The organism is Enterobacter sp. MGH85 (genome assembly GCF_001037655.1).
Classification (GTDB): Bacteria; Pseudomonadota; Gammaproteobacteria; order Enterobacterales; family Enterobacteriaceae; genus Enterobacter; species Enterobacter intestinihominis.
Window position 1 is genome coordinate 2,591,419 of sequence record NZ_KQ089925.1, and the last position, 17,822, is coordinate 2,609,240.

Consider the following 17,822-nt stretch of genomic DNA (forward strand, 5'->3'; position numbering starts at 1 on the left):
GCCGGGGTGAGATTTCTCTTAATGCTACACTCAGGTAAAACCCATTTGCGGGGCTGTGTAAATAAGGTAATTGCGAAGATTTAATTACAAAAGACGATATTTAGGATATATCGCAATAAATGGTCCGGCGCTCTATTTTGTCAATATAAAGAAAATCCGAAAACCTCAAAACTTTGCTCTTAATATTAATCTTAAAAACGAATATTAGGACGGTTGTCTCCTTGCCTGCTATTAGGTTAGCTGCAACAATTCTTCCAGCATCAAATGTTAAATCTCCTTGTTGCTATTTTTGTTTCAGTCTTTGGTGAAGGTTATACATTATCAATCACCCGTTAAAGGTGGCGGATATATTTCTCAAAAAGCCTGATCCAAGAGGGTGTCTAACCATAACGCATTGTTTAGTCAGTGGATTGGTAACTGAAAGCCAAGGGCGGTAGCGTGCCTGAAAGCGTGTGAATCAGCCTCAATTATTCTGTCAATAGCCAATGGATGAATAAGCTTTTTTTAGGACTGATGCCAGTTATATTGCTAAATGATTAACTGCATTCTGATTGTCACCACGACCCGCGCTTATTTTAATTGCACAGGATAATTACTCTGCCAAAGTGATAAATAATCAATGATGAAATCCAAAATGAAATTGATGCCATTATTGGTGTCTGTGACCTTGATGAGTGGTTGCACGGTCTTTCCCGGCAGCAATATGTCAACAATGGGCAAGGATGTGATTAAACAGCAGGATGCTGATTTTGATCTCGACAAAATGGTGAATGTTTACCCATTAACCCCACGTCTGGTAGAACAATTACGCCCACGTCCGAATGTTGCTCAGCCAAATATGTCTCTGGACCAGGAAATTGCCTCTTACCAGTATCGCGTTGGTCCGGGTGACGTCATTAACGTGACCGTCTGGGATCACCCTGAACTGACCACACCTGCGGGCCAGTACCGCAGCTCAAGCGACACCGGTAACTGGGTACAGTCCGATGGCACCATGTTCTATCCCTACATTGGCAAAGTGCACGTCGCGGGCAAAACGCTTGCTGAGATCCGTAGTGATATTACCGGCCGCCTGGCGCAGTACATTGCTGACCCGCAGGTGGACGTTAATATCGCCGCGTTCCGATCCCAGAAAGCCTATATCTCAGGCCAGGTCAACAAATCCGGCCAGCAGGCTATCACTAACGTCCCGCTCACCGTTCTTGATGCGATCAATGCCGCAGGCGGCTTAACCGACGGTGCTGACTGGCGCAACGTGGTGCTGACCCACAACGGCAAAGAGCAGCGCATTTCGCTTCAGGCGCTGATGCAAAACGGTGACCTGACCCAGAACCGTCTCCTCTATCCGGGCGATATTCTTTACGTGCCGCGCAACGACGATCTGAAAGTGTTCGTGATGGGTGAAGTGAAGAAACAGAGCACCCTTAAGATGGACTTCAGCGGTATGACCCTGACCGAAGCCCTGGGCAACGCGGAAGGTATCGATCTGACCGCCTCCAACGCCAGCGGTATCTTTGTGATCCGTCCGATCAAAGGCGAAAACGCGAAAGGCAAGATTGCCAACATCTACCAGTTGGACATGTCCGACGCGACGTCGCTGGTCATGGCAACGTCGTTCCGTCTCCAGCCATACGATGTGGTCTATGTCACCACCGCGCCGGTTGCCCGCTGGAACCGTCTGATCAACCAGTTGCTGCCTACCATCAGTGGCGTTCGCTACATGACGGATACGGCGAGCGACATTCATACCTGGTAAGCCGCGATGTTTAACAAAATTCTGGTGGTGTGTGTGGGGAACATTTGCCGTTCCCCCACGGCTGAAAGGCTGTTGAAAAATTACCAGCCTGCGTTAACGGTCGACTCCGCAGGGCTGGGCGCGCTGGTCGGAAAAGGTGCCGACGAACGTGCCGCAAGCGTCGCCCTTGAGCATAACCTCTCACTCGACGGGCACGTTGCCCGTCAGGTCTCTGGCCGAATGTGCCGGGAATATGACCTGATCCTCGCGATGGAAAAACGCCACATTCACGCGCTGTGCGATATCGCACCGGAGATGCGCGGCAAGGTGATGCTGTTTGGTCACTGGGATGGTGAGCGCGAAATTCCCGATCCGTATCGCAAGAGCCGCGAGGCCTTTGAGGCGGTATACACCTTACTAGACCAGTCTGCCCGCCAGTGGGCGCAGGCACTGAAAGCTCAGCAGGGATAACAATGACAGAAAAAACAAGACCTTCTGCCGCCCCGACGTCGGGCAGTGATGAAATCGATATCGGTCGCCTGGTCGGGACCGTTATTGAAGCGAAATGGTGGGTGCTGGGTATAACCGCCATCTTTGCCGTGGCGGCGATCGTTTATACGCTGTTCGCGACGCCTATTTACAGCGCCGACGCGCTGGTGCAGATCGAACAAAATACCGGAAACTCGCTGGTTCAGGATATCGGCTCTGCGCTGGCCAACAAGCCGCCGGCATCGGAGGCTGAAATTCAGCTGATCCAGTCGCGCCTGGTATTGGGCAAAACGGTTCACGATCTGGGGCTGGATATCGCGGTCACCAAAAACACCTTCCCGGTGTTTGGCGCAGGCTGGGATCGCCTGATGGGGCGCAGTAACGATACGGTAAAAGTGACCGACTTCGTGATTCCAAAAGGGGCAGGGGACCAAACCTTTACCCTGACCGTGCTGGGACCCAAACAGTATCAGCTGACCAGCGACGCAGGCTTCAGCGCGCGCGGCGAAGTGGGGCAGATGCTGACCAAAGATGGCGTGAGCATCAGGGTTGGTGCCATCCAGGCGCACGAGGGCGGTGAGTTTACGGTCACCAAATTCTCGACGCTCGGGATGATCAACAATCTGCAAAACAACCTGACCGTCACCGAAAACGGCAAGGACACCGGCGTCCTGAGCATGACCTTCACCGGTGAAGACAAGGATCAAATCCGCGACATCCTGAACAGCATCACCCGTAACTACCTTGAGCAGAACGTTGAGCGCAAGTCAGCGGAAGCCGCTAAAAGCCTCGCGTTCCTCAGTAAACAGCTGCCGGAGGTGCGCGCCCGTCTGGATGACGCCGAGAACAAGCTGAACGCATACCGTCAGGATAAAGACTCCGTCGACCTGCCGCTGGAGGCGAAATCGGTTCTCGACTCCATGGTCAATATTGATGCGCAGCTAAACGAGCTGACCTTTAAAGAGGCGGAAATTTCCAAGCTCTATACCAAACGTCACCCGGCGTACCGCACGCTGCTCGAGAAACGTCGTACCCTGGAAGAAGAGAAGGCGAAGCTGAATGACCGCGTGACCGCGATGCCGAAGACGCAGCAGGAAATCGTACGCCTGACGCGTGATGTGGAATCCGGCCAGCAGGTTTACATGCAACTGCTGAACAAGCAGCAGGAGCTGAAAATCACCGAAGCCAGCACCGTGGGCGACGTGCGTATCGTTGACCCGGCGATTACCCAGCCGGGCGTGCTGAAGCCGAAGAAAGCGCTGATTATCCTCGGCAGCATTATTCTCGGCCTGATGCTCTCTATCGTCGGCGTGCTGCTGCGCTCGCTGTTCAACCGCGGTATCGAAAGCCCGCAGGTGCTGGAAGAGAACGGGATCAGCGTGTACGCCAGCATCCCGCTTTCGGAGTGGCAGAAGTCCCGTGACAGCGTCAAAACTGTTAAGGGCGTCAAGCGTTACAAACAGAGCCAGCTGCTGGCCGTGGGTAACCCGACCGACCTGGCGATTGAAGCGGTGCGTAGCCTGCGTACCAGCCTCCACTTCGCCATGATGCAGGCCAAAAACAACGTCCTGATGATGACCGGTGTCAGCCCGTCAATTGGTAAGACCTTCGTCTGTGCCAACCTGGCGGCGGTGGTGAGCCAGACCAACAAGCGCGTGCTGCTGATCGACTGCGACATGCGTAAGGGCTACACCCATGAGCTGCTGGGCACCAACAACGTTAACGGCCTGTCGGAAATCCTGCTGGGTAAAGGGGAGATCAGCGAGAGCGCCAAGCCGACCTCGATTCCGAAATTTGACCTGATCCCGCGTGGCCAGGTACCGCCGAACCCGTCTGAACTGCTGATGAGCGAGCGCTTCACGCAGCTGATCGAGTGGGCAAGCAAAAACTATGACCTTGTGCTGATCGATACCCCACCAATTCTGGCGGTCACCGACGCCGCCGTGGTAGGGCGTCATGCGGGCACCACGCTGATGGTTGCACGCTATGCGGTGAACACCCTGAAGGAAGTGGAAACCAGCCTGAGCCGCTTTGAGCAGAACGGTATTGAGGTGAAAGGGGTCATTCTGAACTCCATCTTCCGCCGTGCGACGGGTTATCAGGATTACGGCTACTACGAGTACGAATACAAGTCTGACTCTAAATAACAAAACACACCCCACACCCCTCACCCTAACCCTCTCCCCTGAGGGGAGAGGGGACTGCCTGGTGCGGTCTTTCACCCTCTCCCCTCCGGGGAGAGGGCCGGGGTGAGGGGCAGGAGGAATACATGAGCACACAACGCCCTTTGATTTCTATCTATATGCCGACATGGAATCGTCAGCAGCTGGCGATCCGCGCGATTAAATCGGTCCTGCGTCAGGATTACGATAACTGGGAACTGATTATCGTGGATGACTGTTCCTCCTCTTACGAACAGCTACAAAAGTTTGTCGAAGACCTGAACGACCCGCGCGTGGTGTACACGCACAACGCCATCAACTCCGGGGCGTGCGCGGTGCGCAATCAGGCGATTATGCAGGCGAAAGGGCAGTATCTGACCGGTATCGACGATGATGACGAATGGACGCCAAACCGTCTGTCGATCTTCCTGTCGCACAAAGCGCAGCTGGTGACCCACGCGTTTCTGTATGCCAACGACTATGTCTGTCAGGGCGAGGTCTATTCGCAGCCGGCCAGCCTGCCGCTGTATCCGAAATCACCGTATTCCCGCCGCCTGTTCTACAAGCGCAACATTATCGGCAACCAGGTGTTTACCTGGGCCTGGCGCTTTAAGGAGTGTCTGTTCGATACCGAGCTGAAGGCCGCACAGGATTACGACATTTTCCTGCGGATAGTGGTGGAGTACGGCGAGCCGTGGAAGGTGGAAGAGGCCACGCAGATCCTGCACATCAACCACGGGGAGATGCAGATCACCTCGTCACCGAAAAAATTCTCGGGCTACTTCCATTTTTACCGCAAGCACAAGGACAAGTTTGACCGTGCCAGTCGGAAGTATCAGCTCTTTACCCTCTATCAGATCCGCAATAAGCGCATGAACTGGCGCACGCTGCTGACGCTGCTGTCGGTGCGTAACGGCAAGCGTCTGGCTGACGGGCTTCGGGGGAAATAATGTTTCTGGAAGATTGCCGCGCTAACAGCTGGAGCCTGCGCCCGTGCTGCATGGTTCTGGCCTACCGTATTGCGCACTTTTGCTCGGTGTGGCGCAAAAAAAATGTGCTGAACAATATCTGGGCCGCGCCGGTGCTGGTGCTGTACCGCATCATCACCGAATGCTTTTTTGGCTATGAAATTCAGGCCGCTGCCACCATTGGCCGCCGCTTTACCATTCATCACGGCTATGCGGTCGTCATCAACAAGTTCGTCGTCGCGGGTGATGATTTCACCATTCGCCACGGGGTGACAATCGGCAACCGTGGGCCAGACAGCCTGGCCTGCCCGGTGATTGGCAATAACGTCGAGCTGGGCGCCAACGTGGTGATTATCGGGGAGATTACCGTGGGCAATAACGTGACGGTTGGCGCAGGTAGCGTGGTGCTGGACAGCATTCCGGACAATGCGCTGGTGGTGGGCGAGAAAGCCCGCGTGAAGGTGATTAAATGAACATTCTGCAATTTAACGTACGCCTCGCAGAGGGCGGGGCGGCAGGCGTAGCGCTGGATCTGCACCAGCGCGCGCTGCAAAAAGGATTACAGTCGCGCTTTGTTTACGGTTACGGCAAGGGCGGCAAGAAAAGCGTCAGCCATGATAACTATCCGCAGGTGCTGAAGCAGACGCCACGTCTGACCTCCATCGCCAATATTGCGCTGTTCCGCCTGTTTAACCGCGACCTGTTCGGCAACCTGAATAACCTCTACCGCACCGTCACCCGCACCCGCGGGCCGGTTGTGCTGCACTTCCACGTGCTACACAGCTACTGGCTGAATCTGGAAGAGGTGGTAGCGTTTTGTGGAAAAGTGAAGGCGCACAAGCCGGACACCCGTTTCGTCTGGACGCTACACGACCACTGGAGCGTGACCGGACGCTGCGCCTTTACCGACGGCTGCGAAGGCTGGAAAGATAACTGCCAGAAATGCCCTACGCTCAGCAACTATCCGCCGGTGAAGGTCGATCGCGCGCATCAGCTGGTTGAGGGCAAGCGTCAGCTGTTCCGCGACATGCTCTCGCTCGGCTGCACCTTTATCTCTCCAAGCCAGCACGTGGCAGATGCTTTTAATAGCCTGTACGGAGCAGGGCGCTGCCAGATTATCAACAACGGTATTGATGTGGCGACGGAAGAGATCCTGGCCGAACTGACGCCCGTAGCCATTACCACGGGCAAGCCGAAAATCGCTGTCGTCGCCCATGACCTGCGCTACGACGGCAAAACCAACCAACAGCTGGTGCGCGACATGATGGCGCTCGGCGACAAAATTGAACTGCATACCTTCGGCAAATTCTCGCCGTTCGAAGGCGCTAACGTGGTGAATCACGGGTTTGAAACCGACAAGCGCAAACTGATGAGCGCGCTCAACGGTATGGACGCGCTGGTGTTCAGCTCTCGAGTGGACAACTACCCGCTGATCCTGTGCGAAGCGCTCTCCATTGGCGTGCCGGTCATTGCCACCCACAGCGACGCGGCGCGCGAAGTGCTGGAGAAATCGGGCGGTAAAACCTTCAGTGAGAACGAGGTGCTGCCGCTGGTGCAGCTGTCGAAGGCCGATATCGCGCAGGCTGTTTTTGGCACGGACCTGGAATCGTTCCGCAACCGCAGCCGCAAAGCGTACAGTGGACAACAGATGCTGGAGGAGTATGTCTCGTTCTATCAGAATCTGTAGTTATCTGCTGCTGCCGCTGATCTACCTGCTGGTCAACGTCAAGATTGCCCAGCTCGGTGAAAGCTTCCCAATCACCATCGTCACCTTCCTGCCGGTTCTGCTGTTGCTATACGTTGACAAGCTTAACCTCAAAAAGCTGATGATTGCGCTGGGGATCGGGTTTGGTCTGACGGCCTTTAACTACATCTTTGGTCAGTCGCTGGACGCCAGCAAATATGTCACCTCCACCATGCTGTTTGTTTATATCGTTATCATTATTGGCATGGTGTGGAGTATTCGTTTTAAAACTATCTCTCCGCACAATTATAGGAAAATCCTCAGGTTCTTTTATATTGTCGTCGGGCTGATTGTTATGCTTGCGGCATTGGAGATGGCGCAAATTATTCTCACAGGCGGCAGTAGCCTGATGGAAATAATTTCGAAATATCTTATATACAGTAACAGCTATGTACTGAACTTCATTAAGTTTGGTGGCAAGCGTACCACTGCGCTCTATTTTGAACCGGCGTTTTTTGCTCTGGCATTAATCTCAATTTGGCTCAGCATCAAACAGTTCGGTATCAAAACCCCCAAGACCGATGCTATGATTCTTGCAGGAATCGTTCTGTCAGGGTCGTTCTCAGGGGTAATGACGTTTATTCTGTTTTACCTGCTGGAGTGGGCGTTCCAGTACCTGAACAAAGAGGCGATTAAGAAAAAACTGCCGCTGGCGATCATTTCTCTGACGGTATTTTTAGTGGGCGTAATATTCGCCTTCCCGTACATTTCTGAACGTCTGGGTGATTTGGGAACGGAAGGTTCGTCGTCCTATTATCGCATCATTGGTCCACTGGTGATGGTGGGTTATTCCTTAACCCATATTGATGGCGTAGTAAGATTCGGCTCACTTTACGAATATGTTGCATCATTCGGAATCTTTAACGGTGCGGATGTCGGTAAAACCATAGACAATGGTCTGTATCTGTTAATTATCTATTTTTCCTGGTTCGCCGTACTGTTGACACTGTGGTATCTGTTTAAAGTTTTCAAAATGATGATTAACGCGTTTGGTGATAACCAGAACTTTCGCGTGCAACTTTATCTGTTCACACCGGTGTCGTTGTTTTTTACCGGGTCAATATTTAGCCCGGAATATGCATTCTTAATTGTATGTCCGTTTATTTTGCGCAAAGCGTTGAATATTACGAGCGTATGACGAAATGAGGTGATTTATGTTTCTTAGCGTCATTACTGTCGCCTTTCGTAACCACGAAGGGGTGGTAAAAACCTGGCGCTCGCTGCGCAACCTGGCGCGCGATCCGAGCCTCACCTTTGAGTGGATCGTGGTCGATGGCGGCTCGAACGACGGCACGGCGGAGTTCCTGGAAAAACTTAACGGTGAGTTCAACTTACGTTACATCAGCGAGAAAGATAAAGGCATTTACGATGCCATGAATAAAGGCATCAACATGGCGCAGGGGCGCTACGCCATCTTCCTCAATTCCGGCGACGTGTTCCATGAAGATGTGGCGCTGTTTGCACGCCAGCTGGCGCGCCAGAAAGAAGATGCCATGTTTATCGGTGATGCGCTGCTTGATTTCGGCGAGGGGAAAAAAGTCCTGCGCGGCGCGAAACCAGGCTGGTATATCTACCACAGCTTGCCGGCAAGCCATCAGGCTATTTTCTTTCCGATGAGCGGCCTGAAAAAGCAGCCTTACGATTTGCAATATAAAGTGTCATCAGATTATGCCCTGGCCGCCAGCCTGTACAAATCTGGCTACCCGTTCCGTCGAATTAAAGGACTGGTATCCGAATTTTCAATGGGCGGCGTGTCAACCTCGAATAATCTGGAATTGTGCCAGGATGCCAAAAACGTGCAGCGTAAAATATTACGCGTACCGGGGTTCTGGGCGGAATTATCTTATTTCTTACGTCTGAAAACGACGGGTAAAGCGAAAGCCTTATATAACAAAGCCTGAGATATAAGGAAACGTAATGCAGGAATTAAATGGATTCTCCGTGCCGAAAGGTTTTCGGGGCGGGAGCGGTATTAAAGTTCAACTGTGGTGGGCTGTACAGGCAACGTTATTTGCCTGGTCGCCGCAAATACTGTACCGCTGGCGCGCATTTTTACTGCGTCTGTTTGGCGCAAAAATAGGAAAAAACGTAGTCATTCGTCCTTCGGTGAAAATTACTTATCCCTGGAAATTAACGCTTGGGGATTACGCCTGGGTAGGGGATGACGCGGTGTTATATACCCTTGGCGAGATTACGATTGGCGCAAATTCGGTGGTTTCACAGAAGTGTTATTTGTGCACCGGCAGTCACGATTTTATGAGCCCGCATTTTGATATTACCGTTTCGCCTGTTGTGATCGGTGAAAAATGCTGGCTGGCAACAGACGTCTTTGTTGCACCCGGTGTTTCTGTTGGCGATGGCACGGTAGTCGGTGCCCGCAGCAGCGTTTTTAAATCGCTTCCGGCAAATAAAATTTGCCGTGGCAACCCCGCAGTGGTGATACGCGAACGCGTTGAAACTGATTAAATTCATAAGTAGAGGAATATAAACATGTCTAAAGTCGCCCTCATCACCGGCGTTACCGGGCAGGATGGTTCTTACCTGGCAGAGTTACTGCTGGAAAAAGGGTATGAAGTACACGGTATTAAACGTCGTGCGTCTTCATTTAACACCGAACGTGTCGATCATATTTATCAGGATCCTCACGCGGCGAACCCGAAATTCCACCTGCACTACGGCGACCTGACCGATACCTCCAACCTGACCCGCATCCTGCAGGAAGTACAGCCGGATGAAGTCTACAACCTGGGCGCGATGAGCCACGTTGCGGTTTCCTTCGAATCCCCGGAATACACCGCTGACGTGGACGCCATGGGTACGCTGCGTCTGCTGGAAGCGATTCGCTTCCTGGGTCTTGAGAAGAAAACCCGTTTCTATCAGGCATCTACCTCTGAGCTGTACGGCCTGGTGCAGGAAATTCCACAGAAAGAGACCACGCCGTTCTACCCACGTTCTCCGTACGCGGTAGCGAAACTGTACGCTTACTGGATCACTGTGAACTACCGTGAATCCTACGGCATGTACGCCTGTAACGGCATTCTGTTCAACCACGAATCCCCACGTCGTGGCGAAACCTTCGTGACCCGTAAAATCACCCGCGCGATCGCTAACATCGCTCAGGGCCTGGAGTCTTGCCTGCACCTCGGCAACATGGATTCCCTGCGTGACTGGGGCCATGCGAAAGACTACGTGAAAATGCAGTGGATGATGCTGCAGCAGGAACAGCCAGAAGACTTCGTGATCGCGACCGGCGTGCAGTACTCCGTACGTCAGTTCGTTGAGATGGCTGCGGCACAGCTGGGCATCAAGCTGCGCTTCGAAGGCACCGGCGTGGAAGAGAAGGGTATCGTTGTTTCCGTGACCGGCCACGACGCACCGGGCGTGAAGCCAGGCGACGTGATTGTTCAGGTGGATCCGCGTTACTTCCGTCCTGCTGAAGTGGAAACCCTGCTGGGCGACCCAACCAAAGCGCACGAGAAGCTGGGCTGGAAACCAGAAACCACCCTGCAAGAAATGGTATCCGAGATGGTGGCCAAAGATCTTGAAGCAGCGAAAAAACACTCCCTGCTCAAGTCCCATGGCTACGAGGTTGCCATCGCGCTGGAGTCCTGAGAATGACAAAACAACGTATTTTTGTCGCCGGTCATCGCGGAATGGTGGGTTCCGCGATTGTCCGCCAGCTTGAACAGCGGGGCGACGTTGAGGTGATTGTTCGCACCCGTGACGAGCTGAACCTGCTTGACAGCAAAGCGGTGCAGGACTTCTTCGCCAGCGAACGTATCGACCAGGTGTATCTGGCGGCGGCGAAGGTGGGCGGTATTGTCGCTAACAACACCTACCCGGCGGATTTCATCTACGAGAACATGATGATTGAGAGCAACATCATTCACGCGGCGCATCTGCACAACGTGAACAAGCTGCTGTTCCTCGGTTCATCCTGTATCTACCCAAAAATGGCGAAACAGCCGATCGCCGAGAGCGAACTGTTGCAGGGCACGCTGGAAGCCACCAACGAGCCGTACGCGATTGCCAAAATTGCCGGGATCAAGCTGTGTGAATCGTACAACCGTCAGTATAACCGCGACTATCGCTCGGTAATGCCGACCAACCTGTACGGACCGCACGACAACTTCCACCCGAGCAATTCGCACGTGATCCCGGCGCTGCTGCGTCGTTTCCACGAGGCGACTGCCGAAAACGCCCCGGACGTGGTGGTGTGGGGCAGCGGCACGCCAATGCGTGAGTTCCTGCACGTGGACGATATGGCGGCAGCCAGCGTTCACGTCATGGAGCTGGATCGCGAGGTGTGGCAGGAAAACACCGAGCCGATGCTGTCGCACATTAACGTCGGGACCGGCGTGGACTGCACCATTCGCGAGCTGGCGCAGACCATCGCGCAGGTGGTGGGCTACAAAGGACGCGTGGTGTTTGATGCCACCAAACCGGACGGCACGCCGCGCAAGCTGCTGGACGTGACCCGTCTGCATCAGCTGGGCTGGTATCACGAGGTCTCACTGGAGCAGGGGCTGGCCAGCACCTACCAGTGGTTCCTGGAAAACCAGCACCGCTTCCGGGGGTAATGATGTTTTTAAGTCAGGAAGATTTTGCCACGGTGGTGCGTTCCACTCCGCTCATCTCAATTGATTTGATCGTGGAGAACGAACGCGGCGAGTTCTTGCTGGGGAAACGAACCAATCGTCCTGCACAGGGCTTCTGGTTCGTGCCCGGCGGGCGCGTGCAGAAGGATGAGACGCTAAGCGATGCGTTTGAGCGTCTCACTCTGGCGGAACTGGGCCTGCAACTGCCGATGGCAGCGGGCCAGTTTTACGGGGTCTGGCAGCACTTCTATGACGATAACTTTTCGGGCACCGGGTTCACCACGCACTATGTCGTGCTGGGGTTCCGCCTGAAGGTGAGTGAGGCAGACCTGCGTCTGCCTGATTCTCAGCATGACGATTACCGCTGGTTAACGCCAGAGGCGCTGCTGGCAAGCGACAACGTCCATGACAACAGTCGGGCGTACTTCCTTGCGGAACGTCAGGCCGAGGTGCCAGGCCTATGAAAATCCTCGTCTACGGAATTAACTACTCGCCGGAGCTTACCGGTATCGGGAAATACACCGGCGAGATGGTCGAGTGGATGGCGAGCCAGGGACATGACGTGCGGGTGATTACCGCCCCGCCGTATTACCCGGAGTGGAAGGTAGGCGAACGCTATTCCAGCTGGCGCTACCGCCGCGAAGAGGGGGCTGCGACCGTCTGGCGCTGCCCGCTCTACGTGCCGAAACAGCCCTCGACGCTGAAACGTTTAATTCATCTGGGCAGCTTTGCCCTGAGCAGTTTCTTCCCGCTGATGGCGCAACGTCGCTGGAAGCCGGATCGCATCATCGGCGTGGTGCCGACCCTGTTCTGCACGCCAGGCATGCGCCTGCTGGGCAAACTCTCCGGCGCGCGCACCCTGCTGCACATTCAGGATTATGAAGTGGACGCCATGCTCGGACTGGGGATGGCCGGGAAAGGCAAGGGCGGCAAGGTGGCGAAGCTCGCCAGCGCCTTTGAGCGCAGCGGCCTGCACAACGTGGATTACGTCTCGACCATCTCGCGCTCGATGATGAACAAGGCGCAGGAGAAGGGTGTCCCGGCGGAGAAGGTGATCTTCTTTCCGAACTGGTCCGAAGTGGCGCGTTTCCGCGATGTGACAGACCAGGATGCGCAGGCGTTACGCGCGCAGCTCGGGTTGCCTGCTGAGCAAAAAATCATTCTTTACTCAGGCAACATCGGCGAAAAACAGGGGCTGGAGAGCGTGATTGACGCCGCGCTTCAGCTGAGCGAACACCCGTGGATGTTCGTGATAGTCGGGCAGGGCGGCGGTAAAGCGCGGCTGGAAAAAATGGCCAGCGAGCGCGGACTGACCAACATCCGCTTCTTCCCGCTTCAGTCTTATGACGCGCTGCCCGCGCTGCTGAAAATGGCGGATTGCCATCTGGTGGTGCAAAAACGCGGCGCGGCGGATGCGGTGCTGCCGTCCAAGCTGACCAACATTCTGGCAGTGGGCGGAAATGCGGTGATTACGGCAGAAGCCGCAACAGAATTAGGCCAGCTGTGCAACAGCTACCCGGGCATTGCCGTTTGCGTAGAGCCAGAATCGGTTCCTGCGCTGGTGACCGGAATTGAGCAGGCACTCGCCATGCCAAAAGAGAACACGGTGGCACGTGAATATGCCGAACGCACGCTCGAGAAAGAGAACGTGCTGAGCCAATTTATTGCAGATATACGGGGATAAATCATGAGTCAAACCACTTTGTATCCGGTCGTAATGGCGGGTGGATCCGGGAGCCGGTTGTGGCCACTGTCCCGCGTGCTTTATCCAAAACAATTTCTGTGCCTGAAGGGCGACCTCACCATGCTGCAAACGACGGTTAACCGTCTGCACGGCGTGGAGTGTGAAAGCCCGGTGGTGATCTGTAACGAGCAGCACCGCTTTATCGTTGCCGAGCAGCTGCGCCAGCTGAATAAACTGACCGAAAATATCATTCTGGAGCCTGCGGGACGTAACACCGCGCCTGCTATTGCTCTTGCGGCGCTGGCAGCAAAACGCAGCAGCCCGGACTGCGACCCGCTGATGCTGGTGCTGGCGGCTGACCACGTTATTCAGCAGGAAGACGCCTTCCGCGACGCGGTTCGCGCGGCGATTCCTTACGCTGAGAACGGCAAGCTGGTGACCTTCGGCATCGTGCCGGATCTTCCGGAAACCGGCTATGGCTACATTCGCCGCGGCAACGTTACGCCTGGTGAAGGCGACAGCGTGGCCTTTGACGTGGCGCAGTTTGTCGAAAAACCGAATCTGGAAACCGCCCAAGCCTACGTGGCCAGCGGTGAATACTACTGGAACAGCGGTATGTTCCTGTTCCGCGCCGGTCGCTACCTGGAAGAGCTGGAAAAATATCGCCCGGATATCTTAAATGCCTGCGAAAAAGCGATGGCGGTGGTGGATCCGGATCTCGATTTTATCCGCGTGGACGAAGAAGCCTTCCTCGCCTGTCCGGAAGAGTCCATTGACTATGCGGTGATGGAACGTACGGCAGATGCGGTAGTGGTGCCGATGGATGCGGGCTGGAGCGACGTTGGCTCCTGGTCGTCACTGTGGGAGATTAGCGCGCATACCCCGGAGGGTAACGTCCATCACGGTGATGTGATCAGCCACAAAACGGAAAACAGCTACGTCTACGCCGAATCTGGCCTTGTCACCACGGTAGGGGTGAAAGATCTGGTGGTCGTGCAGACCAAAGACGCGGTGCTGATTGCCGACCGTAATGCCGTGCAGGACGTTAAAAAAGTGGTGGAGAAGATCAAGGCCGATGGCCGCCACGAACACCATATTCACCGTGAAGTCTACCGCCCGTGGGGCAAATATGACTCCATCGACGCTGGCGAGCGCTATCAGGTGAAACGCATCACCGTGAAGCCGGGTGAAGGGCTGTCGGTGCAGATGCACCATCACCGCGCCGAACACTGGGTAGTGGTGGCGGGAACCGCCAAAGTGACCATCAACGGTGAAGTGAAGCTGCTCGGTGAAAACGAATCCATTTATATTCCGCTGGGTGCCACGCACTGCCTGGAAAACCCGGGGAAAATTCCACTCGACTTAATTGAGGTGCGTTCCGGCTCTTATCTGGAAGAGGACGATATCGTGCGCTTCCAGGACCGCTACGGGCGGGTGTAGCGCCGTCTTAACGCCGGATGGCGCTTCGCTTATCCGGCCTACGAATGAATAAAAAACAATTAAGCCTGTTAACGGGCGGGCCAACTGTTGCCTGAAAAAGGGGTCATCATGGAAAAATTAACCTGTTTTAAAGCCTACGATATTCGCGGCAAGCTGGGCGAAGAGCTGAACGAAGACATTGCGTGGCGCATCGGCCGCGCGTACGGCGAATACCTGAAACCACAAACTATCGTGCTGGGCGGCGACGTGCGTCTCACCAGCGAATCCCTGAAACTGGCGCTGGCGAAAGGGCTACAGGACGCGGGCGTCGACGTGCTGGACATTGGCCTTTCCGGTACCGAAGAGATCTATTTTGCCACCTTCCACCTGGGCGTGGACGGCGGTATCGAAGTGACGGCCAGCCATAACCCGATGGACTACAACGGCATGAAGCTGGTGCGCAAGGGCGCGCGTCCTATCAGCGGCGACACCGGTCTGCGCGACGTGCAGCGTCTGGCCGAGGCCAACGACTTCCCGCCGGTGAACGAAGCGAAGCGCGGCAGCTATAAGCAGATCAACCTGCAAAAAGAGTACATAGACCACCTGCTGGGCTACATCAACGTGGCGAACCTCAAACCGCTGAAGCTGGTGATTAACTCCGGCAACGGCGCGGCAGGCCCGGTTGTCGATGCACTTGAAGCCCGCTTTAAGGCGCTGAACGTGCCGGTGACCTTCGTCAAAGTGCACAACACGCCTGACGGAAACTTCCCGAACGGTATTCCTAACCCGCTGCTGCCGGAGTGCCGCGACGACACCCGCAACGCGGTGATTGAGCACGGCGCTGATATGGGTATCGCCTTTGACGGCGATTTCGACCGCTGCTTCCTGTTCGACGAGAAAGGGCAGTTTATCGAAGGCTACTACATCGTTGGCCTGCTGGCGGAAGCGTTCCTTGAGAAAAACCCGGGCGCGAAGATCATTCACGATCCGCGCCTCTCCTGGAACACCGTCGACGTGGTGAAGGCCGCGGGCGGCGAGCCGGTAATGTCCAAAACCGGCCACGCGTTTATCAAAGAGCGTATGCGCGAGGAAGACGCCATCTACGGCGGCGAGATGAGCGCCCACCACTATTTCCGTGATTTTGCCTACTGCGACAGCGGGATGATCCCGTGGCTGCTGGTGACTGAGCTGCTGTGCCTGAAAGGACAGAGCCTGGGCGAACTGGTGCGCGACCGCATGGCGGCCTTCCCGGCGAGCGGGGAGATCAACAGCAAACTGGCACAGCCAGCCGAGGCCATCGCCCGCGTCGAACAGCACTTTGCCATTCATGCGCTGGAGATTGACCGTACCGACGGTATCAGCATGGCGTTCCCGCAGTGGCGCTTCAACCTGCGCTCTTCCAACACTGAGCCGGTGGTGCGCCTGAACGTGGAGTCCCGCGCCGATACCGCGCTGATGGAAGCCCGAACGAAGGACATTCTGGCGCTGTTGAATCAGTAAAAAGAAAACCTTACCCCTCACCCTAACCCTCTCCCCAAAGGGGAGAGGGAACTTGAACACCCTCTCCCCTTTGGGGAGAGGGCCGGGGTGAGGGGCGAGGGGAAAGGTTTAGAACTAAAGGAACAACGATGACAAATCTAAAAAAGCGCGAGCGAGCGAGAACGAATGCATCGTTAATCTCTATGGTGCAGCGTTTTTCTGATATCACCATCATGGTCGGCGGACTGTGGGCGGTGTGTTGGGTCAGCGGGCAGTCGTTCTTATACATGCACTTGCTGATGGCGTTGATTGCGCTGGTGGTGTTTCAGATGATCGGCGGCATGACCGATTTCTATCGTTCATGGCGTGGCGTCAAAATGACCACCGAACTGATGCTGCTGCTACAGAACTGGACCTTAAGCCTGATTTTCAGCGCGGGCCTGGTGGCGTTCAGCCATGATTTTGATAACCGCTTTGTGACCTATCTCTGCTGGTATCTGTTAACCAGCGTTGGCATGGTGGTTTGCCGCTCGCTGATCCGCTTTGGCGCGGGCTGGCTGCGCAACCGTGGGTATAACCGTCGCTTTGTTGCCGTGGCGGGCGACCTGCCGGTGGGACAGGTGCTGCTCGACAGCTTCCGCAAAGAGCCATGGTTAGGTTTTGAAGTGGTGGGGGTTTATCACGACGCGAAGCCCGGCGGCGTACCATCTGACTGGGCGGGCAGCTACGAACAGCTGATAGAAGACGCGAAAGCCGGCAAAATTCACAACGTCTACATCGCCATGCAGATGAAAGATGAATCCCGCATCAAGACACTGATGCGCGAGCTGGCCGATACAACCTGCTCGGTGATCCTCATCCCTGACGTGTTTACCTTCAATATTCTCCACTCCCGTATTGAAGAGGTGAACGGGGTACCGGTTGTTCCGTTGTACGACACGCCGCTGTCGGGGATTAACCGCGTGCTGAAGCGCGTGGAGGATATCGTACTTTCGTCCCTGATCCTGCTGCTCATCTCCCCGGTGCTGTGCTGCATTGCGCTGGCGGTGAAGCTCAGCTCTCCGGGGCCGATCATCTTCCGTCAGACCCGCTACGGCATGGACGGTAAGCCGATCATGGTGTGGAAATTCCGCTCCATGAAGGTGATGGAGAACGACAAGGTGGTGACCCAGGCGACACAGAACGATCCGCGCGTCACCCGCGTGGGTAACTTCCTGCGCCGTACCTCGCTCGATGAGCTGCCGCAGTTCATCAACGTGTTCACCGGCGGGATGTCCATCGTCGGGCCTCGTCCTCACGCCGTGGCCCATAACGAGCAGTACCGTACCCTGATTGAAGGCTACATGCTGCGCCATAAGGTGAAGCCAGGCATCACCGGCTGGGCGCAGATCAACGGGTGGCGCGGCGAGACCGACACGCTGGAAAAAATGGAAAAACGCATCGAGTTCGATCTGGAGTACATCCGCGAGTGGAGCCTCTGGTTCGATATCAAGATTGTTTTTCTGACCATTTTCAAAGGCTTCGTGAACAAAGCGGCGTACTAA

The 17,822-nt window shown here is 55.2% G+C and carries 16 protein-coding genes; all 16 read left to right on the forward strand.

All coding sequences use genetic code 11. The features are described from left to right. The first annotated feature begins 619 nt into the window (after window positions 1-619). The 16 genes from SK51_RS12230 to wcaJ all read left to right on the forward strand — a co-directional run bounded on the left by SK51_RS12230 (window position 620) and on the right by wcaJ (window position 17,822). On the forward strand, window positions 620-1,756 hold the full coding sequence (locus SK51_RS12230; protein ID WP_022648641.1) for a polysaccharide export protein: 1,137 nt from the start codon (window positions 620-622) through the stop codon (window positions 1,754-1,756). A 6-nt stretch (window positions 1,757-1,762) separates the two neighbouring features. Further along, window positions 1,763-2,206, forward strand: a complete 444-nt coding sequence (gene wzb / locus SK51_RS12235; protein WP_003862078.1) for a low molecular weight protein-tyrosine-phosphatase Wzb — start codon at window positions 1,763-1,765, stop codon at window positions 2,204-2,206. A 2-nt stretch (window positions 2,207-2,208) separates the two neighbouring features. Continuing rightward, window positions 2,209-4,371, forward strand: a complete 2,163-nt coding sequence (gene wzc, locus SK51_RS12240; protein WP_022648640.1) for a tyrosine-protein kinase Wzc — start codon at window positions 2,209-2,211, stop codon at window positions 4,369-4,371. A 122-nt stretch (window positions 4,372-4,493) separates the two neighbouring features. Continuing rightward, on the forward strand, window positions 4,494-5,336 hold the full coding sequence (wcaA, locus tag SK51_RS12245; RefSeq protein WP_048206734.1) for a colanic acid biosynthesis glycosyltransferase WcaA: 843 nt from the start codon (window positions 4,494-4,496) through the stop codon (window positions 5,334-5,336). Beyond that, the gene (wcaB, locus tag SK51_RS12250; protein WP_023306573.1) at window positions 5,336-5,827 is read left to right on the forward strand and encodes a colanic acid biosynthesis acetyltransferase WcaB; all 492 of its coding nucleotides are present in this window, start codon (window positions 5,336-5,338) and stop codon (window positions 5,825-5,827) included. Before wcaA ends, wcaB begins: the two co-directional genes overlap by 1 nt. Further along, entirely contained in the window at window positions 5,824-7,041 is a 1,218-nt protein-coding gene (gene wcaC / locus SK51_RS12255) for a colanic acid biosynthesis glycosyltransferase WcaC (protein ID WP_023300547.1), read from the forward strand. The genes wcaB and wcaC overlap by 4 nt, the downstream gene beginning before the upstream one ends. Beyond that, window positions 7,016-8,236: a colanic acid polymerase WcaD gene (wcaD, locus tag SK51_RS12260; protein ID WP_022648637.1), complete on the forward strand. Its 1,221-nt coding sequence runs from the start codon at window positions 7,016-7,018 to the stop codon at window positions 8,234-8,236. The genes wcaC and wcaD overlap by 26 nt, the downstream gene beginning before the upstream one ends. Before the next feature lie 16 nt (window positions 8,237-8,252). Continuing rightward, complete coding sequence (gene wcaE / locus SK51_RS12265; RefSeq protein ID WP_023300546.1) at window positions 8,253-8,999, forward strand: colanic acid biosynthesis glycosyltransferase WcaE; 747 nt, start codon at window positions 8,253-8,255, stop codon at window positions 8,997-8,999. A 16-nt stretch (window positions 9,000-9,015) separates the two neighbouring features. Then, complete coding sequence (wcaF, locus tag SK51_RS12270; RefSeq protein WP_032676169.1) at window positions 9,016-9,564, forward strand: colanic acid biosynthesis acetyltransferase WcaF; 549 nt, start codon at window positions 9,016-9,018, stop codon at window positions 9,562-9,564. Between the two features lie 24 nt (window positions 9,565-9,588). Then, complete coding sequence (gene gmd, locus SK51_RS12275; RefSeq protein ID WP_003863514.1) at window positions 9,589-10,710, forward strand: GDP-mannose 4,6-dehydratase; 1,122 nt, start codon at window positions 9,589-9,591, stop codon at window positions 10,708-10,710. Window positions 10,711-10,712: 2 nt separating this feature from the next. Next, on the forward strand, window positions 10,713-11,678 hold the full coding sequence (fcl, locus tag SK51_RS12280) for a GDP-L-fucose synthase (RefSeq protein ID WP_048206735.1): 966 nt from the start codon (window positions 10,713-10,715) through the stop codon (window positions 11,676-11,678). Window positions 11,679-11,680: 2 nt separating this feature from the next. Next, a complete protein-coding gene (locus tag SK51_RS12285) occupies window positions 11,681-12,160 on the forward strand; it encodes a GDP-mannose mannosyl hydrolase (protein WP_072201098.1) in 480 nt (159 codons plus the stop codon). Beyond that, window positions 12,157-13,380, forward strand: coding sequence for a colanic acid biosynthesis fucosyltransferase WcaI (wcaI, locus tag SK51_RS12290; RefSeq protein ID WP_022651482.1), 1,224 nt, complete (start codon window positions 12,157-12,159; stop codon window positions 13,378-13,380). Before SK51_RS12285 ends, wcaI begins: the two co-directional genes overlap by 4 nt. Before the next feature lie 3 nt (window positions 13,381-13,383). Continuing rightward, window positions 13,384-14,820, forward strand: a complete 1,437-nt coding sequence (cpsB, locus tag SK51_RS12295; RefSeq protein WP_023306572.1) for a mannose-1-phosphate guanyltransferase — start codon at window positions 13,384-13,386, stop codon at window positions 14,818-14,820. 108 nt (window positions 14,821-14,928) lie between these two features. After that, window positions 14,929-16,299, forward strand: coding sequence for a colanic acid biosynthesis phosphomannomutase CpsG (gene cpsG, locus SK51_RS12300; RefSeq protein WP_022648631.1), 1,371 nt, complete (start codon window positions 14,929-14,931; stop codon window positions 16,297-16,299). Window positions 16,300-16,427: 128 nt separating this feature from the next. Further along, window positions 16,428-17,822, forward strand: a complete 1,395-nt coding sequence (gene wcaJ, locus SK51_RS12305) for an undecaprenyl-phosphate glucose phosphotransferase (protein ID WP_023306571.1) — start codon at window positions 16,428-16,430, stop codon at window positions 17,820-17,822.

Excerpts from the sequence above, each read along its gene's own strand:
- wzb (WP_003862078.1), top strand. The coding sequence starts at position 1,763 with ATGTTTAACAAAATTCTGGTGGTGTGTGTGGGGAACATTTGCCGTTCC.
- cpsB (WP_023306572.1), top strand. The coding sequence starts at position 13,384 with ATGAGTCAAACCACTTTGTATCCGGTCGTAATGGCGGGTGGATCCGGG.
- wzc (WP_022648640.1), top strand. The coding sequence starts at position 2,209 with ATGACAGAAAAAACAAGACCTTCTGCCGCCCCGACGTCGGGCAGTGAT.
- wcaB (WP_023306573.1), top strand. The coding sequence starts at position 5,336 with ATGTTTCTGGAAGATTGCCGCGCTAACAGCTGGAGCCTGCGCCCGTGC.
- cpsG (WP_022648631.1), top strand. The coding sequence starts at position 14,929 with ATGGAAAAATTAACCTGTTTTAAAGCCTACGATATTCGCGGCAAGCTG.
- wcaI (WP_022651482.1), top strand. The coding sequence starts at position 12,157 with ATGAAAATCCTCGTCTACGGAATTAACTACTCGCCGGAGCTTACCGGT.
- wcaA (WP_048206734.1), top strand. The coding sequence starts at position 4,494 with ATGAGCACACAACGCCCTTTGATTTCTATCTATATGCCGACATGGAAT.
- wcaJ (WP_023306571.1), top strand. The coding sequence starts at position 16,428 with ATGACAAATCTAAAAAAGCGCGAGCGAGCGAGAACGAATGCATCGTTA.
- wcaD (WP_022648637.1), top strand. The coding sequence starts at position 7,016 with ATGTCTCGTTCTATCAGAATCTGTAGTTATCTGCTGCTGCCGCTGATC.
- wcaC (WP_023300547.1), top strand. The coding sequence starts at position 5,824 with ATGAACATTCTGCAATTTAACGTACGCCTCGCAGAGGGCGGGGCGGCA.
- SK51_RS12230 (WP_022648641.1), top strand. The coding sequence starts at position 620 with ATGATGAAATCCAAAATGAAATTGATGCCATTATTGGTGTCTGTGACC.
- wcaE (WP_023300546.1), top strand. The coding sequence starts at position 8,253 with ATGTTTCTTAGCGTCATTACTGTCGCCTTTCGTAACCACGAAGGGGTG.
- fcl (WP_048206735.1), top strand. The coding sequence starts at position 10,713 with ATGACAAAACAACGTATTTTTGTCGCCGGTCATCGCGGAATGGTGGGT.
- SK51_RS12285 (WP_072201098.1), top strand. The coding sequence starts at position 11,681 with ATGTTTTTAAGTCAGGAAGATTTTGCCACGGTGGTGCGTTCCACTCCG.
- gmd (WP_003863514.1), top strand. The coding sequence starts at position 9,589 with ATGTCTAAAGTCGCCCTCATCACCGGCGTTACCGGGCAGGATGGTTCT.
- wcaF (WP_032676169.1), top strand. The coding sequence starts at position 9,016 with ATGCAGGAATTAAATGGATTCTCCGTGCCGAAAGGTTTTCGGGGCGGG.